At 71.7% G+C, this 19,684-nt stretch carries 16 protein-coding genes and 1 pseudogene; 11 read left to right on the top strand and 6 right to left on the bottom strand.

Going from position 1 to position 19,684, the window contains the following annotated elements; all coding sequences use genetic code 11:
• The first annotated feature begins 169 nt into the window (after positions 1 to 169).
• Together ACFY2K_RS16850 and ACFY2K_RS16845 are read left to right on the top strand one after the other, a co-directional pair.
• Positions 170 to 5,848, top strand: a complete 5,679-nt coding sequence (locus ACFY2K_RS16850; protein ID WP_380640830.1) for a PA14 domain-containing protein — start codon at positions 170 to 172, stop codon at positions 5,846 to 5,848.
• Between the two features lie 123 nt (positions 5,849 to 5,971).
• Positions 5,972 to 6,988 carry a ricin-type beta-trefoil lectin domain protein gene (locus ACFY2K_RS16845; RefSeq protein WP_380640832.1) on the top strand — a complete coding sequence of 339 codons (1,017 nt, stop codon included), beginning with the start codon at positions 5,972 to 5,974 and terminating at the stop codon, positions 6,986 to 6,988.
• A gap of 79 nt (positions 6,989 to 7,067) precedes the next feature.
• On the opposite strand, the gene ACFY2K_RS16840 is transcribed toward ACFY2K_RS16845, so the two are convergent.
• Positions 7,068 to 7,478: a winged helix-turn-helix transcriptional regulator gene (locus tag ACFY2K_RS16840; RefSeq protein ID WP_380640834.1), complete on the bottom strand. Its 411-nt coding sequence runs from the start codon at positions 7,476 to 7,478 to the stop codon at positions 7,068 to 7,070.
• A 100-nt stretch (positions 7,479 to 7,578) separates the two neighbouring features.
• Here ACFY2K_RS16840 and ACFY2K_RS16835 point away from each other — a divergent pair, with 100 nt between their 5' ends.
• Both ACFY2K_RS16835 and ACFY2K_RS16830 read left to right on the top strand, forming a co-directional pair.
• Positions 7,579 to 8,436 carry an alpha/beta fold hydrolase gene (locus ACFY2K_RS16835; RefSeq protein ID WP_380640836.1) on the top strand — a complete coding sequence of 286 codons (858 nt, stop codon included), beginning with the start codon at positions 7,579 to 7,581 and terminating at the stop codon, positions 8,434 to 8,436.
• 215 nt (positions 8,437 to 8,651) lie between these two features.
• Positions 8,652 to 8,810, top strand: a complete 159-nt coding sequence (locus ACFY2K_RS16830; RefSeq protein WP_380524504.1) for a hypothetical protein — start codon at positions 8,652 to 8,654, stop codon at positions 8,808 to 8,810.
• A gap of 304 nt (positions 8,811 to 9,114) precedes the next feature.
• Here the strand turns inward: ACFY2K_RS16830 and ACFY2K_RS16825 are convergent, their stop codons facing one another.
• The gene (locus ACFY2K_RS16825; protein WP_380524505.1) at positions 9,115 to 10,305 is read right to left on the bottom strand and encodes an Ig-like domain repeat protein; all 1,191 of its coding nucleotides are present in this window, start codon (positions 10,303 to 10,305) and stop codon (positions 9,115 to 9,117) included.
• Positions 10,306 to 10,652: 347 nt separating this feature from the next.
• Here ACFY2K_RS16825 and ACFY2K_RS16820 point away from each other — a divergent pair, with 347 nt between their 5' ends.
• Positions 10,653 to 10,817 (top strand): hypothetical protein, encoded by a 165-nt coding sequence (locus tag ACFY2K_RS16820; protein WP_380524506.1) that lies wholly within the window; start codon positions 10,653 to 10,655, stop codon positions 10,815 to 10,817.
• Here the strand turns inward: ACFY2K_RS16820 and ACFY2K_RS16815 are convergent.
• Positions 10,804 to 10,941, bottom strand: a complete 138-nt coding sequence (locus ACFY2K_RS16815; RefSeq protein ID WP_387712028.1) for a hypothetical protein — start codon at positions 10,939 to 10,941, stop codon at positions 10,804 to 10,806. The two genes, ACFY2K_RS16820 and ACFY2K_RS16815, sit on opposite strands and share 14 nt — an antisense overlap.
• A 328-nt stretch (positions 10,942 to 11,269) precedes the next feature.
• Between ACFY2K_RS16815 and ACFY2K_RS16810 the strand changes: the two are divergent.
• A pseudogene (locus tag ACFY2K_RS16810) lies at positions 11,270 to 11,458 on the top strand (recombinase family protein); the annotation flags it as partial.
• 60 nt (positions 11,459 to 11,518) lie between these two features.
• Here the strand turns inward: ACFY2K_RS16810 and ACFY2K_RS16805 are convergent.
• Positions 11,519 to 12,148, bottom strand: a complete 630-nt coding sequence (locus tag ACFY2K_RS16805) for a winged helix-turn-helix transcriptional regulator (RefSeq protein WP_380524508.1) — start codon at positions 12,146 to 12,148, stop codon at positions 11,519 to 11,521.
• 81 nt (positions 12,149 to 12,229) lie between these two features.
• Here ACFY2K_RS16805 and ACFY2K_RS16800 point away from each other — a divergent pair, with 81 nt between their 5' ends.
• From ACFY2K_RS16800 to ACFY2K_RS16790, 3 genes are read left to right on the top strand one after another with little or no spacing between them, the layout of a single operon-like run.
• On the top strand, positions 12,230 to 12,982 hold the full coding sequence (locus tag ACFY2K_RS16800) for an MBL fold metallo-hydrolase (protein ID WP_380524509.1): 753 nt from the start codon (positions 12,230 to 12,232) through the stop codon (positions 12,980 to 12,982).
• A 23-nt stretch (positions 12,983 to 13,005) separates the two neighbouring features.
• Positions 13,006 to 13,650 carry an NAD(P)-dependent oxidoreductase gene (locus ACFY2K_RS16795; protein WP_380524511.1) on the top strand — a complete coding sequence of 215 codons (645 nt, stop codon included), beginning with the start codon at positions 13,006 to 13,008 and terminating at the stop codon, positions 13,648 to 13,650.
• Between the two features lie 3 nt (positions 13,651 to 13,653).
• Positions 13,654 to 14,910, top strand: coding sequence for a multidrug effflux MFS transporter (locus ACFY2K_RS16790; RefSeq protein ID WP_380586327.1), 1,257 nt, complete (start codon positions 13,654 to 13,656; stop codon positions 14,908 to 14,910).
• Positions 14,911 to 15,124: 214 nt separating this feature from the next.
• Here the strand turns inward: ACFY2K_RS16790 and ACFY2K_RS16785 are convergent, their stop codons facing one another.
• The gene (locus ACFY2K_RS16785; protein ID WP_387712023.1) at positions 15,125 to 16,141 is read right to left on the bottom strand and encodes a tyrosine-type recombinase/integrase; all 1,017 of its coding nucleotides are present in this window, start codon (positions 16,139 to 16,141) and stop codon (positions 15,125 to 15,127) included.
• A gap of 470 nt (positions 16,142 to 16,611) precedes the next feature.
• Positions 16,612 to 17,589 carry a pirin family protein gene (locus ACFY2K_RS16780; RefSeq protein ID WP_387712020.1) on the bottom strand — a complete coding sequence of 326 codons (978 nt, stop codon included), beginning with the start codon at positions 17,587 to 17,589 and terminating at the stop codon, positions 16,612 to 16,614.
• 158 nt (positions 17,590 to 17,747) lie between these two features.
• Between ACFY2K_RS16780 and ACFY2K_RS16775 the strand changes: the two genes are divergently transcribed.
• Positions 17,748 to 18,227, top strand: a complete 480-nt coding sequence (locus ACFY2K_RS16775; RefSeq protein WP_380398681.1) for a carboxymuconolactone decarboxylase family protein — start codon at positions 17,748 to 17,750, stop codon at positions 18,225 to 18,227.
• Between the two features lie 206 nt (positions 18,228 to 18,433).
• Positions 18,434 to 19,681: a serine hydrolase domain-containing protein gene (locus ACFY2K_RS16770; protein ID WP_387712018.1), complete on the top strand. Its 1,248-nt coding sequence runs from the start codon at positions 18,434 to 18,436 to the stop codon at positions 19,679 to 19,681.
• The last annotated feature ends 3 nt before the right edge of the window (positions 19,682 to 19,684 follow it).

Genomic DNA, 19,684 nt, shown 5'->3' with positions numbered 1-19,684 from the left:
GGAGGGGGCTTTGTCCAGAGGTGCCGGCATGGCGCGGTCGTCCGCGCGCTCGCGGTTCCGGTGGATCGTGTTCGTGGTGGCGACGGCGCTGGTGGCTCCGTTGGCACAGGCGGGAGGCCTGCCACCGGCGCAGGCGTCCGCGCCCGCGCCCGCGTCCTCATCCGGATCCGTGGCATCGAGAGCGGTGCCGCGGGATCTGCCGATCCTGTCGGTCCCGTCGGCGGCCGGGCAGCAGCCGCAGGCCGAACTGCGGGAGCCGAAGGCCGACTTCGCGCCCTTGGCGGCCAGCGGGGATCCGCGCTCCGACGAACGGGGGCGCGAGCGCGCCGCAGCCCAGGAGGCGCCGCAGACCAGCCCGGTGTCCCCGGTCGACGGCGCCGTGGTGGGGACGGAGACGCCCGCGCTGCAGGTGGCCGCGGCCGGTGACGGCGTCCTCTACTGCTTCAAGGTCTCCACCGGGTTCGACGGCCGATCCGGCAGCGTGGTGGACTCCGGGTGCCTCGACCAGCCGCAGTGGACGGTCCCCAAGCACGTGCTGCACGACGGTGGCCGGTACACCTGGACGGCGGCGACCGCGGTGTCCGGCGGGACGACCGCCACGCCGCCGCAGTGGGTCGGGCACTTCACGGTCAACCAGCGGGTCGGCGACCCGGGGCCGGCACCGACCGACCACCTGGGCCCGGTCACGGTGAACCTGTTCAACGGCAACGCGCACGTCGAGGCCGCCGGGCCGGCGTTCCAGACCGTCGGCGGATCGGCGGGCGTCAACCTCGCCTACAACTCCCGGGAGGGCGCCCCGCACGGCGTCCGCGCCTCGTACTTCAACGACTCCCGGCACGCGGGCGCCCCGGACGCGATCCCAGTGATGGTGCGCGGCGAGTCACAGGTCAACCTGGACTGGGGCATCCCGTGGACCGGCAACCCGGACAACCTGCCGTGGCGTGACAACCCGATGCCGCCCGCCCTGGACAAGAACTGGTTCGTGGTGCGCTGGGAGGGCCAGTTCAAGGCCCCGGTCACCGGGGACTTCCGGTTCGCCGGCGCCCACACCGACGGCGCCCGGATCTGGCTGGGCGACAAGCTCGTCTACGACAACGCGGGGCCCGCCGAGCCCGGCAACGACTTCCTGCTGCCCGGCCCGCGCCAGGCCGGCGAGGTCGCGTTGAAGGCCGGCCAGTCGGTGCCGATCCGGGTCGAGCTGTACCACCACTCCGACGACCGTCCGCGCATGGTGCTGTGGGCCAAGAGCAGCACCGGCACCGACGACCACCGCACCCACAACCTGGATCCGAGGATCGTGCCGACGGAGTGGCTGCTCTCCGCGGACTCCCAGGCGCTGCCGGCGGGTTGGACGCTGTCGGCGCAGTCCAGCGGCTACAGCCGTGCCGAGATGCTGGACGGCTCGGTGGTGCTCACCGACGGAGCCGGCGGCAAGCACACCTGGGCCAAGGCCTCCACGGGCGGCTACGCGCCGCCGGCCGGTGAGGACGGCGTCCTCGCCTTCGACACCTCGGGCCGGATCACCCTCACCGAGGGTGACACCGTGTCGCTGTTCAACCCCGACGGCACGCTGGCGGCGGTGGAGTCGGTCCTGGACGGCAAGAAACCGGCCGCCCTGCAGTACCTCTACAGCGGGACGCCGCCGCGGCTGACGCAGATCAAGGACCCGGTCTCCGGCCGCTCGCACCAGCTCTTCTACAACACCGACGGCGGCGACGGCTGCTACGGCGCAACGCCCCGCCCGCCCGGCTCGGACCCGGCGCCGCCGCAGATGCTCTGCCGCATCCGGTACTGGGACGGCAGCGAGACCAGGCTCTGGTACCAGATGGGCACCCTGGCCCGGGTCGAGAACCCCGGCGCGGTCATGCAGGACTTCGACTACCTGGGCCGGGCCTCGGCCAAGCAGCGCTACGACGAGGCCGGGGACAACGAGGAGGAGAAGCAGAAGGCCCTGGACAGCATCGGGCCGCTGGCCACCATCCGGGACGCCCTGGCCTACGACTGGGTGGCGCACCAGGCCCCGTCCGCGGCGAACGCGTGCACCAACACCGGTGACACCGCCGCCGTCTGCACGGTGATCGGCTACGACTCCGTGACCGAACAGCCCCAGGAGCCGCCCGCCCTGCGCGCGGTCCAGGTGCTGGCACCGGCCCCGGACGGCCGCTCCGCCGACAAGCGCGCCGAGCACTTCTACCAGTACTACCTGGAGCGCAAGCAGGCCACCGTGGCCCTGGCCGGGGTGTACGACTCCACCCGCTCCCGCACCGTCACCTACGACGACGCCGGACGCACCCTGGTCACCACCGACTTCACCGGGGCGAGCATCGCCGCGGAGTGGAACACCAAGGACCAGGCCACCGCGGCCGTCGACAGCGCCGGCCGCCGCTCCACGACGGTCTACGACCACGCCGACCGCCCGGTCGACAAGTACGGGCCCGCACCGGCGTCCTGCTTCACCGGCCAGACCCCGACACCCGCCTGCGCGGCGAAGATGCCGCACACCCACACCACCTACGACGAGGGACTGGCCGGGCTGTCGGCCGCCTTCTACGACAACCCGGAACTGGCGGGCGTCCCGCAGGCGTTCGCCACCGGGGTCGGCGCCGCCGACGGGGCACTGTCACGGTCGTGGGGACCGAGCCCGCCGGTGGCGAACACCGGCGGCTGGTCCGGACGCTTCACCGGCGAGGTGCAGTTCCCGGCAGCCGGGCAGTACGGCCTCGGGTTCACCGCCGTCGACGGCGTCCGCCTCTGGGTCGACGACGTCCTGACCGTCGACAGCTGGAGCGACAAGCCCGCCACCGCAGTCACCGGCACGTACGCCAACACCACGGCCGGCAGCCGGCACCGCGTCCGCGTCGACTACTACAACCGCTCCGGCACGACCGGGGCCCTGGCCTTCACCTGGACCCCGCCCGGCACCGGTACCCCGGTCCCGGTACCCGGGACGAACCTCGCCCCCCGCTACGGCTGGGCGACGGGCACCACCACCGACGACACCTCCGGCGGCGACCAGGAGCGGGCACCGTCCAAGCACAGCGCCAGCAGCTACTCGGACCCGGCGGCGGGCATCGACCCGGCGTACGGGCTCACCGTGTCCACCACGGCCGATCCCGGCGGAATGGGTCTGACCGCCCGTACCACCTACGAGCGTCCGGGCGACGGATACCTGCGCAGGTTGGCCTCGGCCATGCCTGCCGGTGACATTGCCAACCCCGACAAGCGCACCACGACCGTCTACTACGGCGATTCCGAGACCCGCGCCAATCCCTGCGATCCGAGCGCTCCTGCCGCCAACCAGGCCGGCATGGCGAAGACCGCCACTGCGGCCAAACCGGACAGCGGGGCGGCGCTCACGGGTGAGACGGTGTACGACGAGGCGGGCCGCGTGGTGGCCCAGCGCGTCAACGGCGAGCCGTGGGCCTGTAACAGCTACGACGTACGTGGACGAGTGGTCAAGAAGAGCGTTCCCGCGCAGGGGGGCAAGCCGGGTCGTACGGTCGTCACGGACTGGGCGGTCGACGGTGATCCGCTGATCTCGAAGCTGACCGACGAGAACGGGTCGATCACCACCGGGATCGACCTGATCGGCCAGGAGGTCCGCTACAGCGACGCCAACGGCGTCACCTCGACCTCCACGTACGACCAGGTCGGGCGCCTGATCACGGACACGACCACAGTCAAGGGCGTGTCCAGCACCGTGACGTACGCCTGGAACGACGCCAACCAGTTGACCAGCGTCAAGCTGGACGGGACCACCGTCGCCACGCCCGCCTACGATGCGGCCACCGAACTGGTCGGTGTCGCCTACGGCAACGGATCCCGCCTGGACTCGCTGGTACGCAACAGCGCGGGCAAGGCAACGGCGTTGGCGTGGAGGACCTCCGCGTCCACGGTCGTCGACACGGTGACCCGGTCCCGCGACAACCGGGTCACCGACGACGTGGTGACCGCGGACGGGAAGTCCGTCGCGACGTACGCCTACACCTATGACACGGTGGGCCGGCTCGTCGCGGCGAGCGTCCCGCACCACCAGCTCACCTACCGGTTCGACCCGACCGACGGTTGCGGGACAGCGAAGGCCGCCGGGCTGAACACCAACCGCACCACGTCCACGGACAGTCTCAACGGTGCCCCGGCGGTCGCCACCGGCTATTGCTACGACGGTGCCGACCGGCTGACGTCCACCAGTGGTGGCACCGCGCTGTCGTTCGGCTACGACGACCTCGGCGACACGGTCAAGGCCGGGGGCGACACCCTGGGGTACGACGTCACCAAACGGCACGTCCAGACCACGACCGCCTCCGGGACAGCGATCTCGTACACCCGGGACCCGGCCGACAGGCTGACCGCCCGCACGGTCACCGGTGCCACGGACGTGTCGAAGAACGGGACCACCCGCTACTCCTACAGTTCCAAGCACGACGACGCCGACCTCATCCTCAGCAAGGACGGCGGACTGCTCCAGCGGATCGTGGCACTGCCCGGCGGCGTGCTGCTGACCAAGAACTACGACCAGACCGCCACCACCAACTGGTCCTACCCCAACATTCACGGGGATGTGCTGTTCACTGCGGACGGGGCCGCCACCCTCACGGGTGGCATCCGCCTCTACGACCCCTACGGCCAGACCATCGACCCCGCCACCGGCTCCTTCACCGACGTCCCGATCCCCGTCACCGTCGCCGGCGGGATGGACTTCGGGTGGCTGGGCCAGCACGAACGGCCGGTGGAACACCTGGCTGGCCATCAGGCCATCGAGATGGGCGCCCGCCTCTACCTGCCGGTACTCGGCCGCTTCCTCCAGGTCGACCCCGTCGCGGGCGGATCGGCCAACGACTACGACTACGTCAACGCGGACCCGGTCAACGGCTTGGACCTCGCCGGTACCTTCGGCTGGAAGTCCGTCGTCTCCACCGCCACCAAAGCGGCAGAAGTCGTGGCCTACGTGCCGGGCCCGATTGGAACTGTCGCCTCCGGCGCAGCCGCAGCCGGGCAGCTGGCGCAAGGGCACTACAAAGAAGCCGCCATGGACGCGCTCGGTGCCATCCCCGGTGGCAAGCTCGCCAGCACTCTCGCCAGAACCGCCGGAAAGGAAGCCTCGACGGTCGGTAGAGCCGTGCAAGCTGCGGAGAAGTGCAACTCCTTCTCCGTGGAGACCCCTGTGGTGATGGCCGACGGCTCGACCAAACCCATCAGCGTCGTTCAGGTCGGCGACCGGGTCCAGGCCACGGACCCCGCCACCGGCGCGACCCTGGACGAGCCCGTCACGGACGTCATCGTCGGCCACGGCACGAAGCACCTCATCGACATCGGTCTCGATGCCCGGACCCCTGGGAACACGATCACCGCGACCGCCAACCACCCGTTCTGGGTGGACGGCCCGGGCTGGACCGACGCGGGGGACCTGCGGCTCGGCGACCGCATCCGAAGCGGAGGCGGCGTCGACGTCGCGACCGTCACCAGCGTGCACGATCGCGGTGACGTGGACGGCCAGACCGTCTACAACCTCACCATCGGCCACGTCCACACCTACTACGTACTGGCAGGGCCCACCCCCGTCCTGGTGCACAACAACAGTTGCGGCCTGCCGCAAGAGGGCGTTTACGCGTTCAAGGACAGGGCGGACGCGCAAGGGCGCACGTACGTGGGGCAGACCAACGACTTCGACCGCCGACTGAAGGAGCACGCCAGGAACGGCAGGACGGAGAAGGGAGACGACGTCCTGCTCGTCCACGTGCCGGGTGGCAAGGCAGCCCGCGAGAAGGAGGAAGCGTCTCTCATCGCCGAACTCGGAGGCAAGGGAAACCTTTCGAACAAGGTCAATTCTCCGGGGTACAGGCCGTAAGGACCCTGATAGATGCGCTACGAAAGGATCACGCCGGTGACAACCGAACGACCAAGGCAGAGACGGACCTTATGGAGGAAAGCCACCGTCGTCGCGGCGGTGCTGTGCGCGGCAGTGGGACTCATGGCGTCCCCCGCCGCCGCGCGTGAGGAGAGTGGCACGTCGGTCACGGCGCTGGTCCAGCTGACCTTCGCCAACGTCAGCAACGGGAAGCTGCTGGACATCCAGGACGGCAGCTACGACGACAACGCGGCCGTCTCCGTCAACCCGGCGCCGGGGTCCGCCACGACGTGGCGCATCAACACGAACACGAGCCTCGGCTCGGGCTTCGCCGTCGTCAACACCACCACCGGCAAGTGCGTGGACCTGACCACCGCCCGCTACCAGCTGCGGCAACAGCCCTGCGACGGCCGGGCGTCGGAGCAGTGGTACTTCCAGCCGATCGCCGGATCGGCGCAGAAGGCGTTCAGGATCCGCCAGGTCGGCGACAACTCCTGCCTGACCGTTCAGATACCCCCCGCCTACGACAACTGGGCGTACACCTACCGCTGCGACAACACGCCGTACCAGCAGTGGACGCTGCCCGACGCGGTCTACCAGACGGCGTGGAACATGGCCGTGGACTACGCGGCCGCCCGGTGCAACAAGGACACGGCGACCTGCTCGTGGTCCACGACCAGCCAGACACCGCCGTTCACGCTGCCGGAGGCCTGCGTCTCCCCGATCTGGTTCAACGACACCTCGACCACGATCCCGTGGGAGTTCTCGCTGAGCACCACCACGGGGTGGACCAACACCATCGGCTTCAAGCTCGGCGGAAGCCTGAAAGTCGGCGGCAACATCGGCCTGGCCAACGTCGAGCTGACGATCACCGGTGAGATCAACGGATCGACCACGCTGGACCTCAAGCAGGAGCTGGGCAGCAAGCTGACCGTGAGCGTGCCCCCGCGCCAGTACGGCTGGGTCACGCTGTCCGAGCTGGCCACGAAGGCCACCGGAACCTTCACGTTCGACGCCCAGGGCTTCCCCTGGACCGCCGACGACACCATCACCGTGCCCCTCAAGTACGACACCAACGGCGGCGCGAGCATCTACAGCGCACGGACCAGGCCCACGTTCACCAACTGCGCCGGAACGTAGCAGCGCCCGGTCGGGTGAGGGGGTGTGGTGGCCCAGGCCACCGCACCCCCTCGTCGCGCGGTGTGATCACGCCCGTCGACTATCCCTCGTCGACGTCCGGGTCGACGGCTTCGTTGGCGCGGTCGATCTCGGCCATGTGCTCCTCCGCCCAGGTCCGCAGGCCCGCGAGCACGGCCTCCAGGGACAGCCCGAGTCCGGTGAGCCGGTAGAACACCCGCGGCGGCACGGTCGGTTCGACCCGGCGCGACACCAGCCCGTCGCGGGTCAGGCTCCGCAGTGTCACGGACAGCATCTTCTGCGAGACGCCGGGCATCCGGCGTCTCAACTCCGCGAAGCGCACCTCGTCCGGTGCGGCGTCGGCGAGCGTCTTGACGGTCATGGACGTCCACTTCGTGCCGATGCGGTCCAGCAACTGCCGCGTCGGGCAGAGGGGATCGAACAGGTCGCCGCGTGCCCCGCGACCGACGGCCCGGGCTCCTCGGGTGGTCACCCGTGGCTCACCACCTTCCCTGAAAGTGCCGTCTAGGAAGCGGCCTGACGGTTACCTATCGTTCCGTGGTAACCAATGGTAACCGTCCTGAGGAGCCGTCATGCCCGTCCCCACCGCACACCGACTGCACCGCATCGCGACGAACGGCGTCCACCTCAACGTCGCGATCGCCGGGGACGGGCCCGCGGTCCTCCTGCTGCACGGCTTCCCGCACACCTGGCGACTCTGGAGCGGCACCATGGACCGACTGGCCGGCCGCTACCGGGTCATCGCCCCGGACCTGCGGGGCCTCGGCGCCAGCGAACGCGCCGTCGGGGGTTACGACGCCGGCGCCCTGGCCGCCGACGCCGAGGGGCTGCTCGACGCACTCGGCGAGCCCTCGGCGGCGGTGGTCGCCATCGACGCGGGGACCGCCCCCGCCGTCCTGCTCGCGCTGCGCCGGCCCGACCTCGTCCGGCGCCTGGTCGCGATGGAGGCACTGCTCGGCACCCTGCCCGGAGCCGAACACGCCGTCACGGGCGGTGCCCCGTGGTGGTTCGGCTTCCACGCCGTCCCCGGCCTCGCCGAAACCGTCCTGGCCGGGAACGAGGCGCCGTACGTCGACTGGTTCCTCGACGTGGGGACGCTCGGGCGAGGAGTGCCCGACGACATCCGTGCGTCGTTCGTCCGTGCCTACACCGGCAGCGAGGCCCTCCGCTGCGCGTTCTCCTACTACCGGGCCCTGCCCACCAGCGCGCAGCAGATCCGGGACGCCGCCGCGACGGCTCGGCTGACCATGCCCACCATGGCCGTCGGCTCGCACCCCGTCGGCACCGGGCTCGAACGCCAACTCCGCCCCATCGCCGACGACTTGGTCGGCCACCTGCTCCGGGACTGCGGCCACATCATCCCCCTCGACCGCCCCGACGACCTGTACGCGCTCCTCGATCCCTTCCTCTCCGCCGACCTGCCGAACTGACCGGACCCGAGCCGCGGAGTGCCCTCGTGCGGACCCTCAAGACCCGCGAGCGGATCGAGCGGCTCACCGAGCTGCCTGAGCAGTCTCAATCCGGCGTGCGGAGGCTGATGCGCGCCTCCTTGAGCTGCGGATCGCACTGGTTGTCGCGAAGTCTTGACAGTGCGTGATGAGCTGAGAACTCCGGTGCTGTACTCCAGGGACGCGAGGGACACGGCATGCCATGGTTCGACGAGAGCGGACGCCATCAGGGTTTCCCGGCGGCGGTGTTGGCGGACGGCAGCGAGCCGGCGCCGTTGCCGGACGGGCGCACGACCTGGTGGCTCTACAACGGCGCGGACGGCCCGCGGGCCGTCGCGGTGCGGGGCGGTTGGTAGCTGTCGCATTGCCGTGAGCGGTGACTGTGGGGGTTCGGCGTTCCGAGCAGCGCACGCCTTCGGTGATCGTGTGGCCGGGGCGGCAGCCGACGAAGTCCAGCAGCCAACCGGCGCTGGCGCGGAGTCGGCCGTCGCTGTCCCGGCGGATGGGGCAGCCGAGGCCGGACCAGCGCGTGGCCTGGGCGTCGGCGGAACTCAAGCCCGGTTCGGTCGGCGCCTGGGACTGTTCGGATCGTTGTCACCTGGGCGCCATAGCGTGGCGCGGGCCCCGCCTCACGGCAGGGCCCGCGCTTCTGCGGCGTTCTCAGGCTGTCACCGTCACCGTGGTGGTCTCGGGGCTGGCGCTGTTGCCCTGGTAGACGGTGTCCCCGCTGTAGACGGCGGTGATGGTGTGGGTGCCGGCGGTGTGGAAGGCGGTGACGGTCCCGGCCGCCGCGCAGGTGCCGAGGGAGAGGAACAGGCGTCCGGTGCCGAGGGTCGTGCCGGTGGTGGTGTCGGTGAACGTGACCGTGCCGGTCGGCCTGGTCGTGGCGCTCGTACTGGCCGGGCAGACGATGTCACTGAGCACGACCGGAGCACCGACCCGGGTGCGGGAGGGCATCGCGGTCAGGGTCGTCTTCACGGGCTTGCCCGGGGTGGTGTAGCTGATGGTGATGCCCGGGGCGGCGCTGGTGGCGGTGGGGCCGGTGCCGCCGGCGGGGACGAGCGACGAGCCTCCGCCGCCGCCACCCCCGCCGCCGCTCGGACTGATGAAGGGGTTGATGTTGCCGCCGCCGCCTCCGCCGTAGTAGCCGCCCCCGCCGGCACCGCCGGTCAGGGAGGCGCCCGGGCCGCCTCCGGTGCCGCCGGTACCGAGGGTGCCAGTCCCACCGCCGAACACCCCGCCCCCGCCGGTGCCGCCGACCCCGCCCTGGGTGGACGTCCCCGCCCCGCCGCCGTTTCCTCCGTTGCAGGTCGCGTTCGTGCCCGGCTGGCCGGCGTCTCCGCCTGCGCTTCCGGTGCACTGGCCGGCCCAGCCGGCTCCGCCGCCGCCCGCGGCCACGATGAGGCGGGAGTCGGTGGTGGTGAGGGGCGTGGTGCCGGGCTGGGTGCGGACGTCGGAGGCGCCGCCGCCGCCTCCGCCGAAGTGGGTGCTGCCACCGCCGTTGAACCCGCCGGTGCACTGCGCGCTACCGGCGCACTGGGCGCCGCCGGTGGCGGTGGCGCCGACTTCGACGTAGAGGGTCTGTCCACCGGAGAGCCCGGTGAGGGTGCCGGACACCTGGGCGCCCCGGCCGCCGCCGACGCCGTTGTCCTCCACGCCGCCGGCCCCGCCGATCGCCGTGACGTCGACCTGCGTGACACCGCCGGGCACGGAGAACGTCTGCTCGGCGCCGGTGGAGGCGAACGTACAGGTGGTGGTGGGGCCGGACACCGTGCAGGTGCCCTGTGCGTGGGCGGGCGCGGGCAGCGCCAGCGGGGCGACGGCCGCGGCGCAGAACACGGCGGCCGCCATGGCCGCCACCCGGCTCCGACGCCCGGGCGAACCGGCATGGTGCCCGCGCGTTGAGCTCAGCCGGTCGGCGACCTCCGACAGTGGGAACATCACGATCAACTCCAGAAGACGGAAGAGGGTCTCTCGGCGAGGGATCGCCTTCCGTCACTGTCGATCACACGGGCGGGGTCGCGGTCGCCCACCGGGCTGACACACCGCCGGTTCACACCGGCGGCCCCTGGCCGGGCGTTCGGCAGTACCCGAGTCCAACGGGTGCGGGCGGAGGCGGAGGTGGAGGGCCGGGCGCCGGCGACGGCGCTTCCTGGGCGGGGCCGGCCGCCGACGCCGTTCTGTTCGCTCCCGGAACGATGAACAGCATCAACAGCCTCGCGCTCGGCATCACGACCTCCTGGGTCATCGGCTACGCGGCCGAGGCGATCGGCAAGGGCATCCCGCTGACGGTGATGCCGTGCACGAACACGGCGCTCACCGGGCACCCGCAGTTCCCCCGGAGCGTCGCTACGGTTGCGTGAAGCCGGCATGCGGGTGCTGCTCGGTGAAGGAGGGTTCGTCCCGAACGTTCCGGGTCAGGGAGTCGACGACGGCGTCCGCGCCCAACTGGCGGGCGGTGCTGCGCTTCTCCTCGCTGGAGGCCATGGCGACGACCGTCGCGCCCACGTGCTTGGCGAGTTGGACGGCGAGCGAGCCGACACCCCCGGCGGCAGCCGGAATCAGGACGGTGTCGTCGGCCGTCCTCGCTGAGCACGAGTTCGCGGTCACCACCGCCGCCCGCCGCCTCGCCCGGGGCGAAGCGATGATGCAGGAGGTCATCGACGTCATAGACGTCCGCGACCGCATCCACACCCTCGTCGTCTACACCCTGGCCCTGCTCCTCGCCGTCTTCAGCCGCAAGCGGGTGCAGAACATGTTCGACACGCCGCCCGGACGACCGAGGCGGTCGGCGGTCGGTCGCACCCGTACGAACCTGGACACCACCACCCCCGGCGGTCGGCTCGTCTTCCACGCCTTCGCCGCCCTCGCGGAGTTCATCCGCGAACTCATCGTCATCGGCACCAACGAGGGCCTGGCCGCAGCCCGCGCCCGGGGCCGCGTCGGCGGACGTGAACTGCGCGCGGGCGCCGGCCCCCGCCAGCTCGAGGCCCCCGCGAAGTAGCCCAGCACGAGCAAGATCAATCTCAGCGGCACTTCTGTACGGCAACTACTCACACCCGGATCAGCGGGGCAGGATGCGCAGTACTGCCTCGCGTTCGCCGCTGAGCCGCAGGCCTTGCTGTAGTGCGGTGCTCAGGTCGAGGTCGCCGAGCAGGGTCGCGGCCAGCAGGTGCGGCGGTCCGGTCAGGGACGCGGTGGGGTGGTCGACCCGGCCGGCGTGGGTGTGCACCGAGCCGTCCTTGACTTCGATGACCAGGTCTTCGTTGCCGTCGGCGTGCAGTTGCAGGGCGATTGCCGGCTGGTCGGGGCGGTGGTCGGTCAGTGCCCGGGCGGGCATGTCCAGCCAGTGGGTGCGGAAGGTGTCGCTGCCGCCCGGCTCACGCAGCAGCGGCACGCCCCACCGGCTCAGCTCCTGCAGCACCGGCTCCAGCGCGCGGCCACGCTCGGTGAGGGAGAACAGGGTGGTGGCCACCGGCGGCGGGGCGGCCTTGCGGTGGATCAGGCCGGCTTCCTCCAGTTCGCGGAGCCGGTCGACCAGCAGATTACTGGCGATCCCGGGCAGGCCGTTGCGCAGGTCGGTGTGCCGGCACGGACCCAGGGCGAGCAGTTCACGGACGATCAGCAGGGTCCACCGGTCGCCGATGGTGTCCAGTGCTTTCGCGATGCCGCAGTACTGCCCGTAGGTGCGCATGCCACCACCCTACCTTGTGGCGTTGAGATTCAGAACTCTCTTGTTGACTTTCTCAACAACGGAGGTCTAGCGTCGCTGCCCATGACCACCACTCTTTCCGTGCGTCGGCTGGCCTGGGCCGGCGTCGAGATCCGTCTCGGCGACACCCGCCTGCTGATCGACCCGCTCGAGAACGTCGCTCCGCTGGCGCCGGTGATGGGGCCGCCGCACCGGCCGGTCGACCCGGTCGACACCCCGCCCGGCACCCACGCCCTCATCACCCACCTGCACCCCGACCACTACGACCACGACCTGATCGCCCGGATCGCGGCCACCGGCACGATCGGCTGCCACACCCCGAGCGCGGCGGCGCTGCACGAGGCGGGCATCACCCCCGTTGCCCAGGACCTGGGCCGGTCACGCCGCATTGGAGAGCTGACCGTCACCCCGGTGACCTCGCTGGACTGGCGCGGCAACGACTGCGACCAGGTCGCCTGGGTCGTCGAAGGCGCCGGTCGGCGGATCATCCACTGCGGTGACACCCAGTGGCACGGCAGCTGGTGGCAGATCGCCCGCGACCACGGCCCGTTCGACGTCGCGTTCGTCCCGGTCAACGGCGTCATCGCCCACTTCGAGGGCTACGCGGCCAACGTCCCGGCGACCATGACCCCCGAGCAGGGCGTCGAGGCCGCCGTCGCACTCGGCGCCGACACCGTCTGCGCCATGCACTACGGCCTGTTCCACAACCCGCCGTTCTACACCGAACAACCCGACATCGAGCAGCGCTTCCGGCACGCCGCCGCCGAGCGCGGCATCACCGCGGCCGTCATCGCCGACGGCCGGCCCGTCCTGTGACCATCGGAAACAAGGAGCAACACATGAAGATCGTCCTGTTCGGTGCCGGCGGCAACATCGGCCGGCCCACCACCGAGGAACTCCTGCGTCGCGGCCACACCGTCACCGCGGTCACTCGAGCCGGCCACGTCGACGGACTCGAGCACGAGGCCCTGACCGTGACCACCGGTGACGTCACGGACGCCGCCGCGGTCGCCGGCCTCGCCGCCTCCCACGACGCCGTACTGTCGGCCGTCGGCCCCCGGATCGGCCAGGAGAACGACCGCGCCACGATCGTCGGAGCCGCCCGTGCGCTGATCGACGGACTTCGCCGAGCCGGCGTCACCCGCCTGGTCACCATCGGTGGTGCCGGTAGCCTGCGCACGCCGACCGGCGCCCGGGTCATGGACGACCCGGACTTCCCCGCGCTGTGGAAGGCCAACGCCGAGGCCCAGTCCGAAGCGCTCGACCTCTACCGCGGCGTGCACGACCTCGACTGGACGTACGTGTCGCCCGCCGCGGTCATCGCAGCGGGCGAGCGGACCGGGGCCTACCGCAGCGCCGGGGACACCCTGCTCACCGACGACGACGGCAACAGCCGCATCTCGTACGCCGACTACGCGATCGCCTTGGCCGACACGATCGAGAGCGGCACCGCGATCCGCCGCCGCATCACCGTGGCGTACTGAGCCATGAGCAACGACGCCGCCGGCCCGCACACCCGATTCATCGTCCTGCTCGCAGCGCTCGCGGCCCTGGGACCACTGTCCATCGACGGCTACCTGCCCGGACTGCCGGAACTCGCCGGCGACCTGCGCGCCGGCGCCGCGGCCACCCAGCTCACCATCACCGCCTGTCTGGCCGGGCTGGCCATCGGGCAGCTGATCGCCGGGCCGCTGAGCGACACCTACGGCCGGCGGCGTCCGTTGCTGGCGGGCCTCGCCCTCTACACGATCGCCAGCGCGTTCTGCGCGGTGGCACCCGACGTCCCGACCTTCGTCGGCCTGCGCCTGGTCCAGGGCATCGGCGGGGGGTTCGGCATCGTCATCGCCAACGCCATGGTCCGCGACCGCACCTCCGGAACCCGCACCGCACGTCTCTTCTCCGCACTGACCTTGATCACCGGCCTGGCGCCCGTGTTCGCGCCGGTCCTCGGCGGCCAGCTACTGCGCGTCACGGCCTGGCCCGGAATCTTCGTGGCCCTGGCCGTACTCGGCGCCGTGATGCTGGCGGCCTCCGCCGCAGGACTGCCGCAGACCCGCCCCTCCGCGTCACGCCAGCCGCTGCCGGCTGTCGTCGGGCAACTGCTCAGCGACCGGGTCTTCACCGGGTACGTCCTGGCCAACGGCCTGGTCTTCGCGGCGATGTTCGCCTACATCTCCGGCTCGCCGTTCGTCCTGCAGGAAATCCACGGCCTGTCACCGCAGCAGTACAGCGCCGTGTTCGCCGTCAACGCCGCCGGACTCATTGCGGCCGCCCGGATCAGCGGCCGGCTGGTGGCCCGGGCCGGCGCCCGCGTGCTGCTGCTCGCCGGTCTGCTGGGCGCGACAGCCGGTGGCACCACGGTCCTGGGCGCGGTGCTGACACGGGCACCCCTGCCCGTGCTCCTGATCGGCCTGTTCGTCCTGGTCTCCAGCGTGGGCCTGGTCATGCCGAACGCCGCGGCCCAGGCCCTGGCCGACCACGGCGGACACGCCGGGTCGGCCGCCGCTCTGCTCGGCTTCAGCCAGTTCATGTTCGGCGGGGCACTTGCTCCGCTGGCCGGCGCGGGTGGCGCCACCGACGCCTTGCCGATGGGAATCATCGTCGCCGTGCTGCCGGCGCTCGCTCTGCTCACACTCGGCGTCCTCACCCGGTCGATGCCCGGTGAGCGCACTCCCAGGCCGGCTCGCCAAGGACCTGCCGGGCACCGGCGACCGCGCCGGCACCCACGCGGATCTTCTCCATGACCGGCTCGAACTGGGTGCAGTCCGCCCGCTGTCCGGGTGTGACCAGCAGCGACAGCGGGCGGCAACGGCCATCCGCGCTCAGGTGGACCTTGGCGGTGAAGCCGCCGCGCGAGCGGCCCAGGCCCTCACCCGGAGCACCACCTCCTCCAGCTGGCCTGCCAGGCCCGTCCACGCCGGATCGATCCGATGTTCCGTCACGGTCGGCGCGGTGGGCTCAGCCGGCGGTGATGATGCGGCAGACGTCGCCCTCGGTGCAGGTCGCAGGGTCGGCCGGGGAGGCGGTGCGGGTCAGTCCCTCGGGGCCGGCCGGTTCGACTTCGATGGCGCGGCGCAGCTGTTCCATGCGTTGGGGCAGCGGGTGCCAGCCGGGTTCCGCGGCCATCTCGGTGTTGAGGTCGTGGATCGCGCGGGCGTAGGCGCGGGCCAGGCCGCGGAAGTGCAGGGGCAGGCCGGGGCGGGGGTGGCCGCTGGGGGCGATGCTCACCCACAGGGCGTCGGTGGTCTCGTTGCCCGGGCCGAGGGGTTGGGTGGTGTCGCGTGCGACGAGGTGGCTGCGGACGGTGAGCCAGTGGCGCATCGCGGTCCGGGTGGGGCTGGACAGCGCGACGGTCTCGGTGGCGGGCGTGGTGCGCGGGTTGCGGTGCTGGGGGAGGCGGGTGAGGCGGATCGTGCCGCGGTGCAGGTCGACGTCGACCGTGCGCAGGGCGCAGAGTTCGCCGGCGCGGCAGCCGGTGTCCAGCACGGTGCCGATGATCGCGAGGATCCGGCTGCGGGACTCCGATTGGCCGGTGCGGGCCGAGTGTTCCAGGTGGCCGAGCAGGATGCTGCGCGGGCGGGCGGTGACCACGGGCCGGAGCTCGACCGGCGGCGGGTTGCGGTCCGGGAGTATGACGGTGATGCCGGCCAGGGCGCCGAGGATGCGGAGGCAGTCCTCGCGGACGCGCATGGACGCGGGTGAGGCTTGGCCCGGTCGTGCGGCGGGCTTGCGCCGCAGCAGGCCATGCTCGGCGGCTGTGAGGTAGTCGGCGAGGGTTTCCGGCGCGAGGAGCAGGGCGAGTGAGCCGGTGGCCATGGGCGCGATCGCTCCGCGCTCCAGGGCGGTGCGCAGTTCGCCGGCGACCCAGCGCAGTTGCTTCGCCCGAGACCTGCCGGTCGGCGGTTCGCAGGCACGCTCGACGAGGGTGTCCAGCGCCTCGACGGAGGGTGCTGCTGTCGTCGGGGCGTCCGCCATGAGGTCACCCTAGTGCCGGGTCGGGGTGGGTCGGCGGGCTCTTGGCGGTAGAGGGGGGGGTGGGAATGTCCCGCAGAGACCGGGTCTAATAACTGGCTTGAAGCAAGATCGTCAGTGACCAAGCGGACGTGACGGTGGCCGTCTTCTCCGGCCCGCGCCGCTGCGGTGGTGACCGTCCTTCGGCAACTGGCGAGGGGGCCGTGGCAGGGCGTCCGCCGGTTCTCGCGGCGGAACCCGACGATGACGTCCCGGGCGCTGTGACTGCCCCGGTCGCTTCTGATGAACAGTCAGCAAACTCAGCATTGAGTCAGCATTGGTCCTGTCAGGCCCTGTCGCGGATGGTCGAACGGTGTCACGCGTCGAGTGCCGAGCCGAGTGTCGACAGGAGCGCTTCAAGGTGAGCGCAGGGGACTCCGGCGCGGGGGTGCGGTGGACTTGTTCGCCGCACCCCCGATTGCCTAACGCGCAGGTCAGCGGGTGCGTCCCCGGGGCTTGAGGGGGGTTCCCGGGAGCTCCGGGGCGGGCAGGCGGTCGCCCGGGTAGCCGTGGACCTCGCCAAAGCGGGCAGGGTCCGCGGAGCTCATCCACTCCTCGCGGGCTCGGGCGATGTCTTCGTGAGAGCGGCCGATGAAGTTCCACCACATGACGATCTCCTCCTCGAAGGGCTCGCCGCCGATGAGGACGAGGCGGGCCGGGGCGTCGGCGGTGTTGGTGAGCGTCAGGGTGGTGGCGCCGGGGGCGAGGTAGCCGAGGTCGCCCGGGTGGAGGGCGGTGGTGGCGAGGTGGACCTCGCCGTGGTCGACGAGGACGCCGTGCTCGAAGGCCGGGTCGACGGCCAGGGTGACGGTGGCGTGCGGGGCGAGGGTGAGTTCGGCGCCGAGCAGCGGGGTGAAGGTGGGGACGGGGGCGGTGCGCCCGGCCAGGGTGCCGAGGAAGACGCGGACCTCGGCGCCGTCCAGGGTGACGGGTTCGGGGACGTGGTGGTGGAAGTCCCGTGCCGTGTCGCGGTGTTCGTCGGGCAGCACGACCCAGAGCTGGACGCCGTGCAGCACGGTGGTCGCGGGGGTGGAGACCTCGGAGTGGCAGATGCCGTGGCCGGAGGTCATCAGGTTGAGCTCGCCCGGGCGGACGAAGGCGTGGACGCCGAGGCTGTCCCGGTGCTCGATCTCGCCGGTGAAGAGCCAGCTGACGGTCTGCAGGCCGGTGTGGGGGTGCGGGGCGACGTCCATGCCGCCGGTGTCGGCGACGTCGTCCGGTCCGTAGTGGTCGACGAAGCACCAGGCGCCGATCAGCCGGCGGGAGGGGTGCGGCAGGGTGCGGCGGACGGTCATCGCGCGCGGTCCGCCGAGCGGGACGTCCCGGGGGGACAGCACCTCGACGTACGGGTCCTGCTGGTCCTGCTGGTCGTGCGGCACGGCGGGGTGCGGCTCGGTCTCGGCGGTGCTCACGGCGGTGGTCCCTCCCTGGACGGTGTCGACCGGCGGTGCCTCCGGGCGACGTCGACTACTGGATAGTTCTAGATTCAACTATTATGGCATGGCAGAGTGTCGAACGGCAGCGGGCCAATGATCGCAGTGGGAGTCGAGGAGTCCAGGTGAGTGCTGACATGACGGTGGTTCCGGCGGAGCGGCGGGTGTTCATCGACAAGCAGAGCCCCAAGGCGTACAAGGCGCTGCTCGCCGCCGCCGAGGCGGCCAAGGAGGTCGCGGCCGAGGCCGGGCTGGACCGGCGGCTGGTGGAACTGGTCAACCTGCGGGTCTCCCAGATCAACGGCTGCGCCTACTGCCTGCACGTGCACACCCGGGCCGCCCTGCGCGAGGGCGAGACCACCCAGCGCCTGGGCGTGCTCCCGGCCTGGCGGGACACCGAGCTGTTCACCGCCCGGGAGCGCGCGGCGCTGGCGTTGGCGGAGGCGACCACGAACCCGGCGGACGCGGCCCTCCAGGCGGCCGCGTACGGCCTGGCGCGGGAGGTGTTCACCGAAGAGGAGCTCTCGGCGGCGATCTGGGTGGCGATCACGATCAACTCCTTCAACCGGGTGTCGATCATGAGCAAGCACCCGGTCCGGCCGATGCCGGGGCTCTGACCCCGCGCGGGTCCGGTCCGGTCCGGTCTGGTCCGGGGCAAGGGCAGGGGCAGGGGCAGGGGCCGGTCGGCTCCTCCGTTCGGCGTAGTGTCTACGTTGGTGGGAGTACGACCGGTTCCTCCCGGTGGAGGATGACGGATCATCACGTCAGCGGCGAGGCTGTGGACTCGGAGGCGGGCGGGGCCCGCCGTGGACGAGGGGGTCGCATGGCACGTCGTACGGGTTCCTTGACGGTGGTGGCGGCGGTCTGCCTGGTGCTGGCCGGGCCGGTGGTTTCGGCGGGCGCCGCCGAGCCGCCCGCGGCCGTCGCGGCCGAGAATGCCGCGCGGACGGCGAACGCGGCGCGGACGGCGGCGCTGAGGGCGGTGACCGACGCGGGCGCGGCCGCGGCCATCGCCGAGGTCCGCGACGAGAACGGGGTCTGGCGCGCGGGTACGGGCGTCGCCGACCTCGCGACCGGCGCCCCGGTGCGGGTGGACGGCCGGTTCCGCGCCGGGAGCATCACCAAGACCTTCACCGCCACCACCGTGCTGCAACTGGTGGGGGAAGGCCGGCTCGGCCTGGACGACCCGGTCGAGCGCCATCTGCCGGGGCTCGTCCCGAACGGCGGGCGGATCACCGTCCGTCAGCTGCTCAACCACAGCTCCGGCCTGTGGGATCCGACCAACGAGCCGGGCGGGCTGTTCCCGCACACCACGGACCCGGTCGAGATCCGGAACTGGCTCGACCAGGGCGGGCTGACCCGCAGCATCACCCCGGCCCAGGTGGTGGCCGCCTCGGTGGCGCACGCGCCCAACTTCCCGCCGGGGGCCAGGTTCAGCTACTCCAACGTCAACTACACCCTGCTCGGCATGATCATCGAACGGGAGACCGGCCGCAGCTATGCCCAGGAGATCACCGCGCGCATCCTGCGGCCGCTCGGGATGACTGCGACGTACTTCCCCGGCACGGCCACCGACATCCGGGGCCCGCACGCCCACGGTTACTGGACGCTCGCCGAGGGCCCGGCCCCGGAGGACCGCAGCGACCGGGACGTCACGGTGGAGAGCGTCACCTGGGCGAACTCCGCGGGCGAGCTGATATCCACCCTGTCCGACCTGAACCGCTTCCACCGTGCCTTGCTGGGTGGGCGGTTGCTGTCGCCCGAGCTGATGCAGCAGATGACGACCACCATCCCGGCGCAGTCCGGCGACGTGCCCGTGACCCTGTCGTACGGTCTGGGGCTGGCCCGGCTGGAACTGTCCTGCGGGCCGGTGTACGGGCACGACGGCGGGATGCCCGGGTTCTCCTCCCAGTTGTGGAGCAAGGGGGATCGGCAGGTCGCGATGTCCGTGACGTCCAGGGGTGACCAGGCGCAGGCGGTGCAGCAGCTCCTCGCGCAGGGCGGCTTCCTGGAGGAGGCCTTCTGCGGCAAGCACCAGGGCGGGGGTGAGGTCCGGCCGAAGCTCGGCTGAGTC

The sequence above is a fragment of the Kitasatospora sp. NPDC001309 genome, assembly GCF_042896295.1.
In the GTDB taxonomy this organism is placed as follows: domain Bacteria; phylum Actinomycetota; class Actinomycetes; order Streptomycetales; family Streptomycetaceae; genus Kitasatospora.
This window is presented reverse-complemented; position numbering and strand designations above follow the sequence as displayed.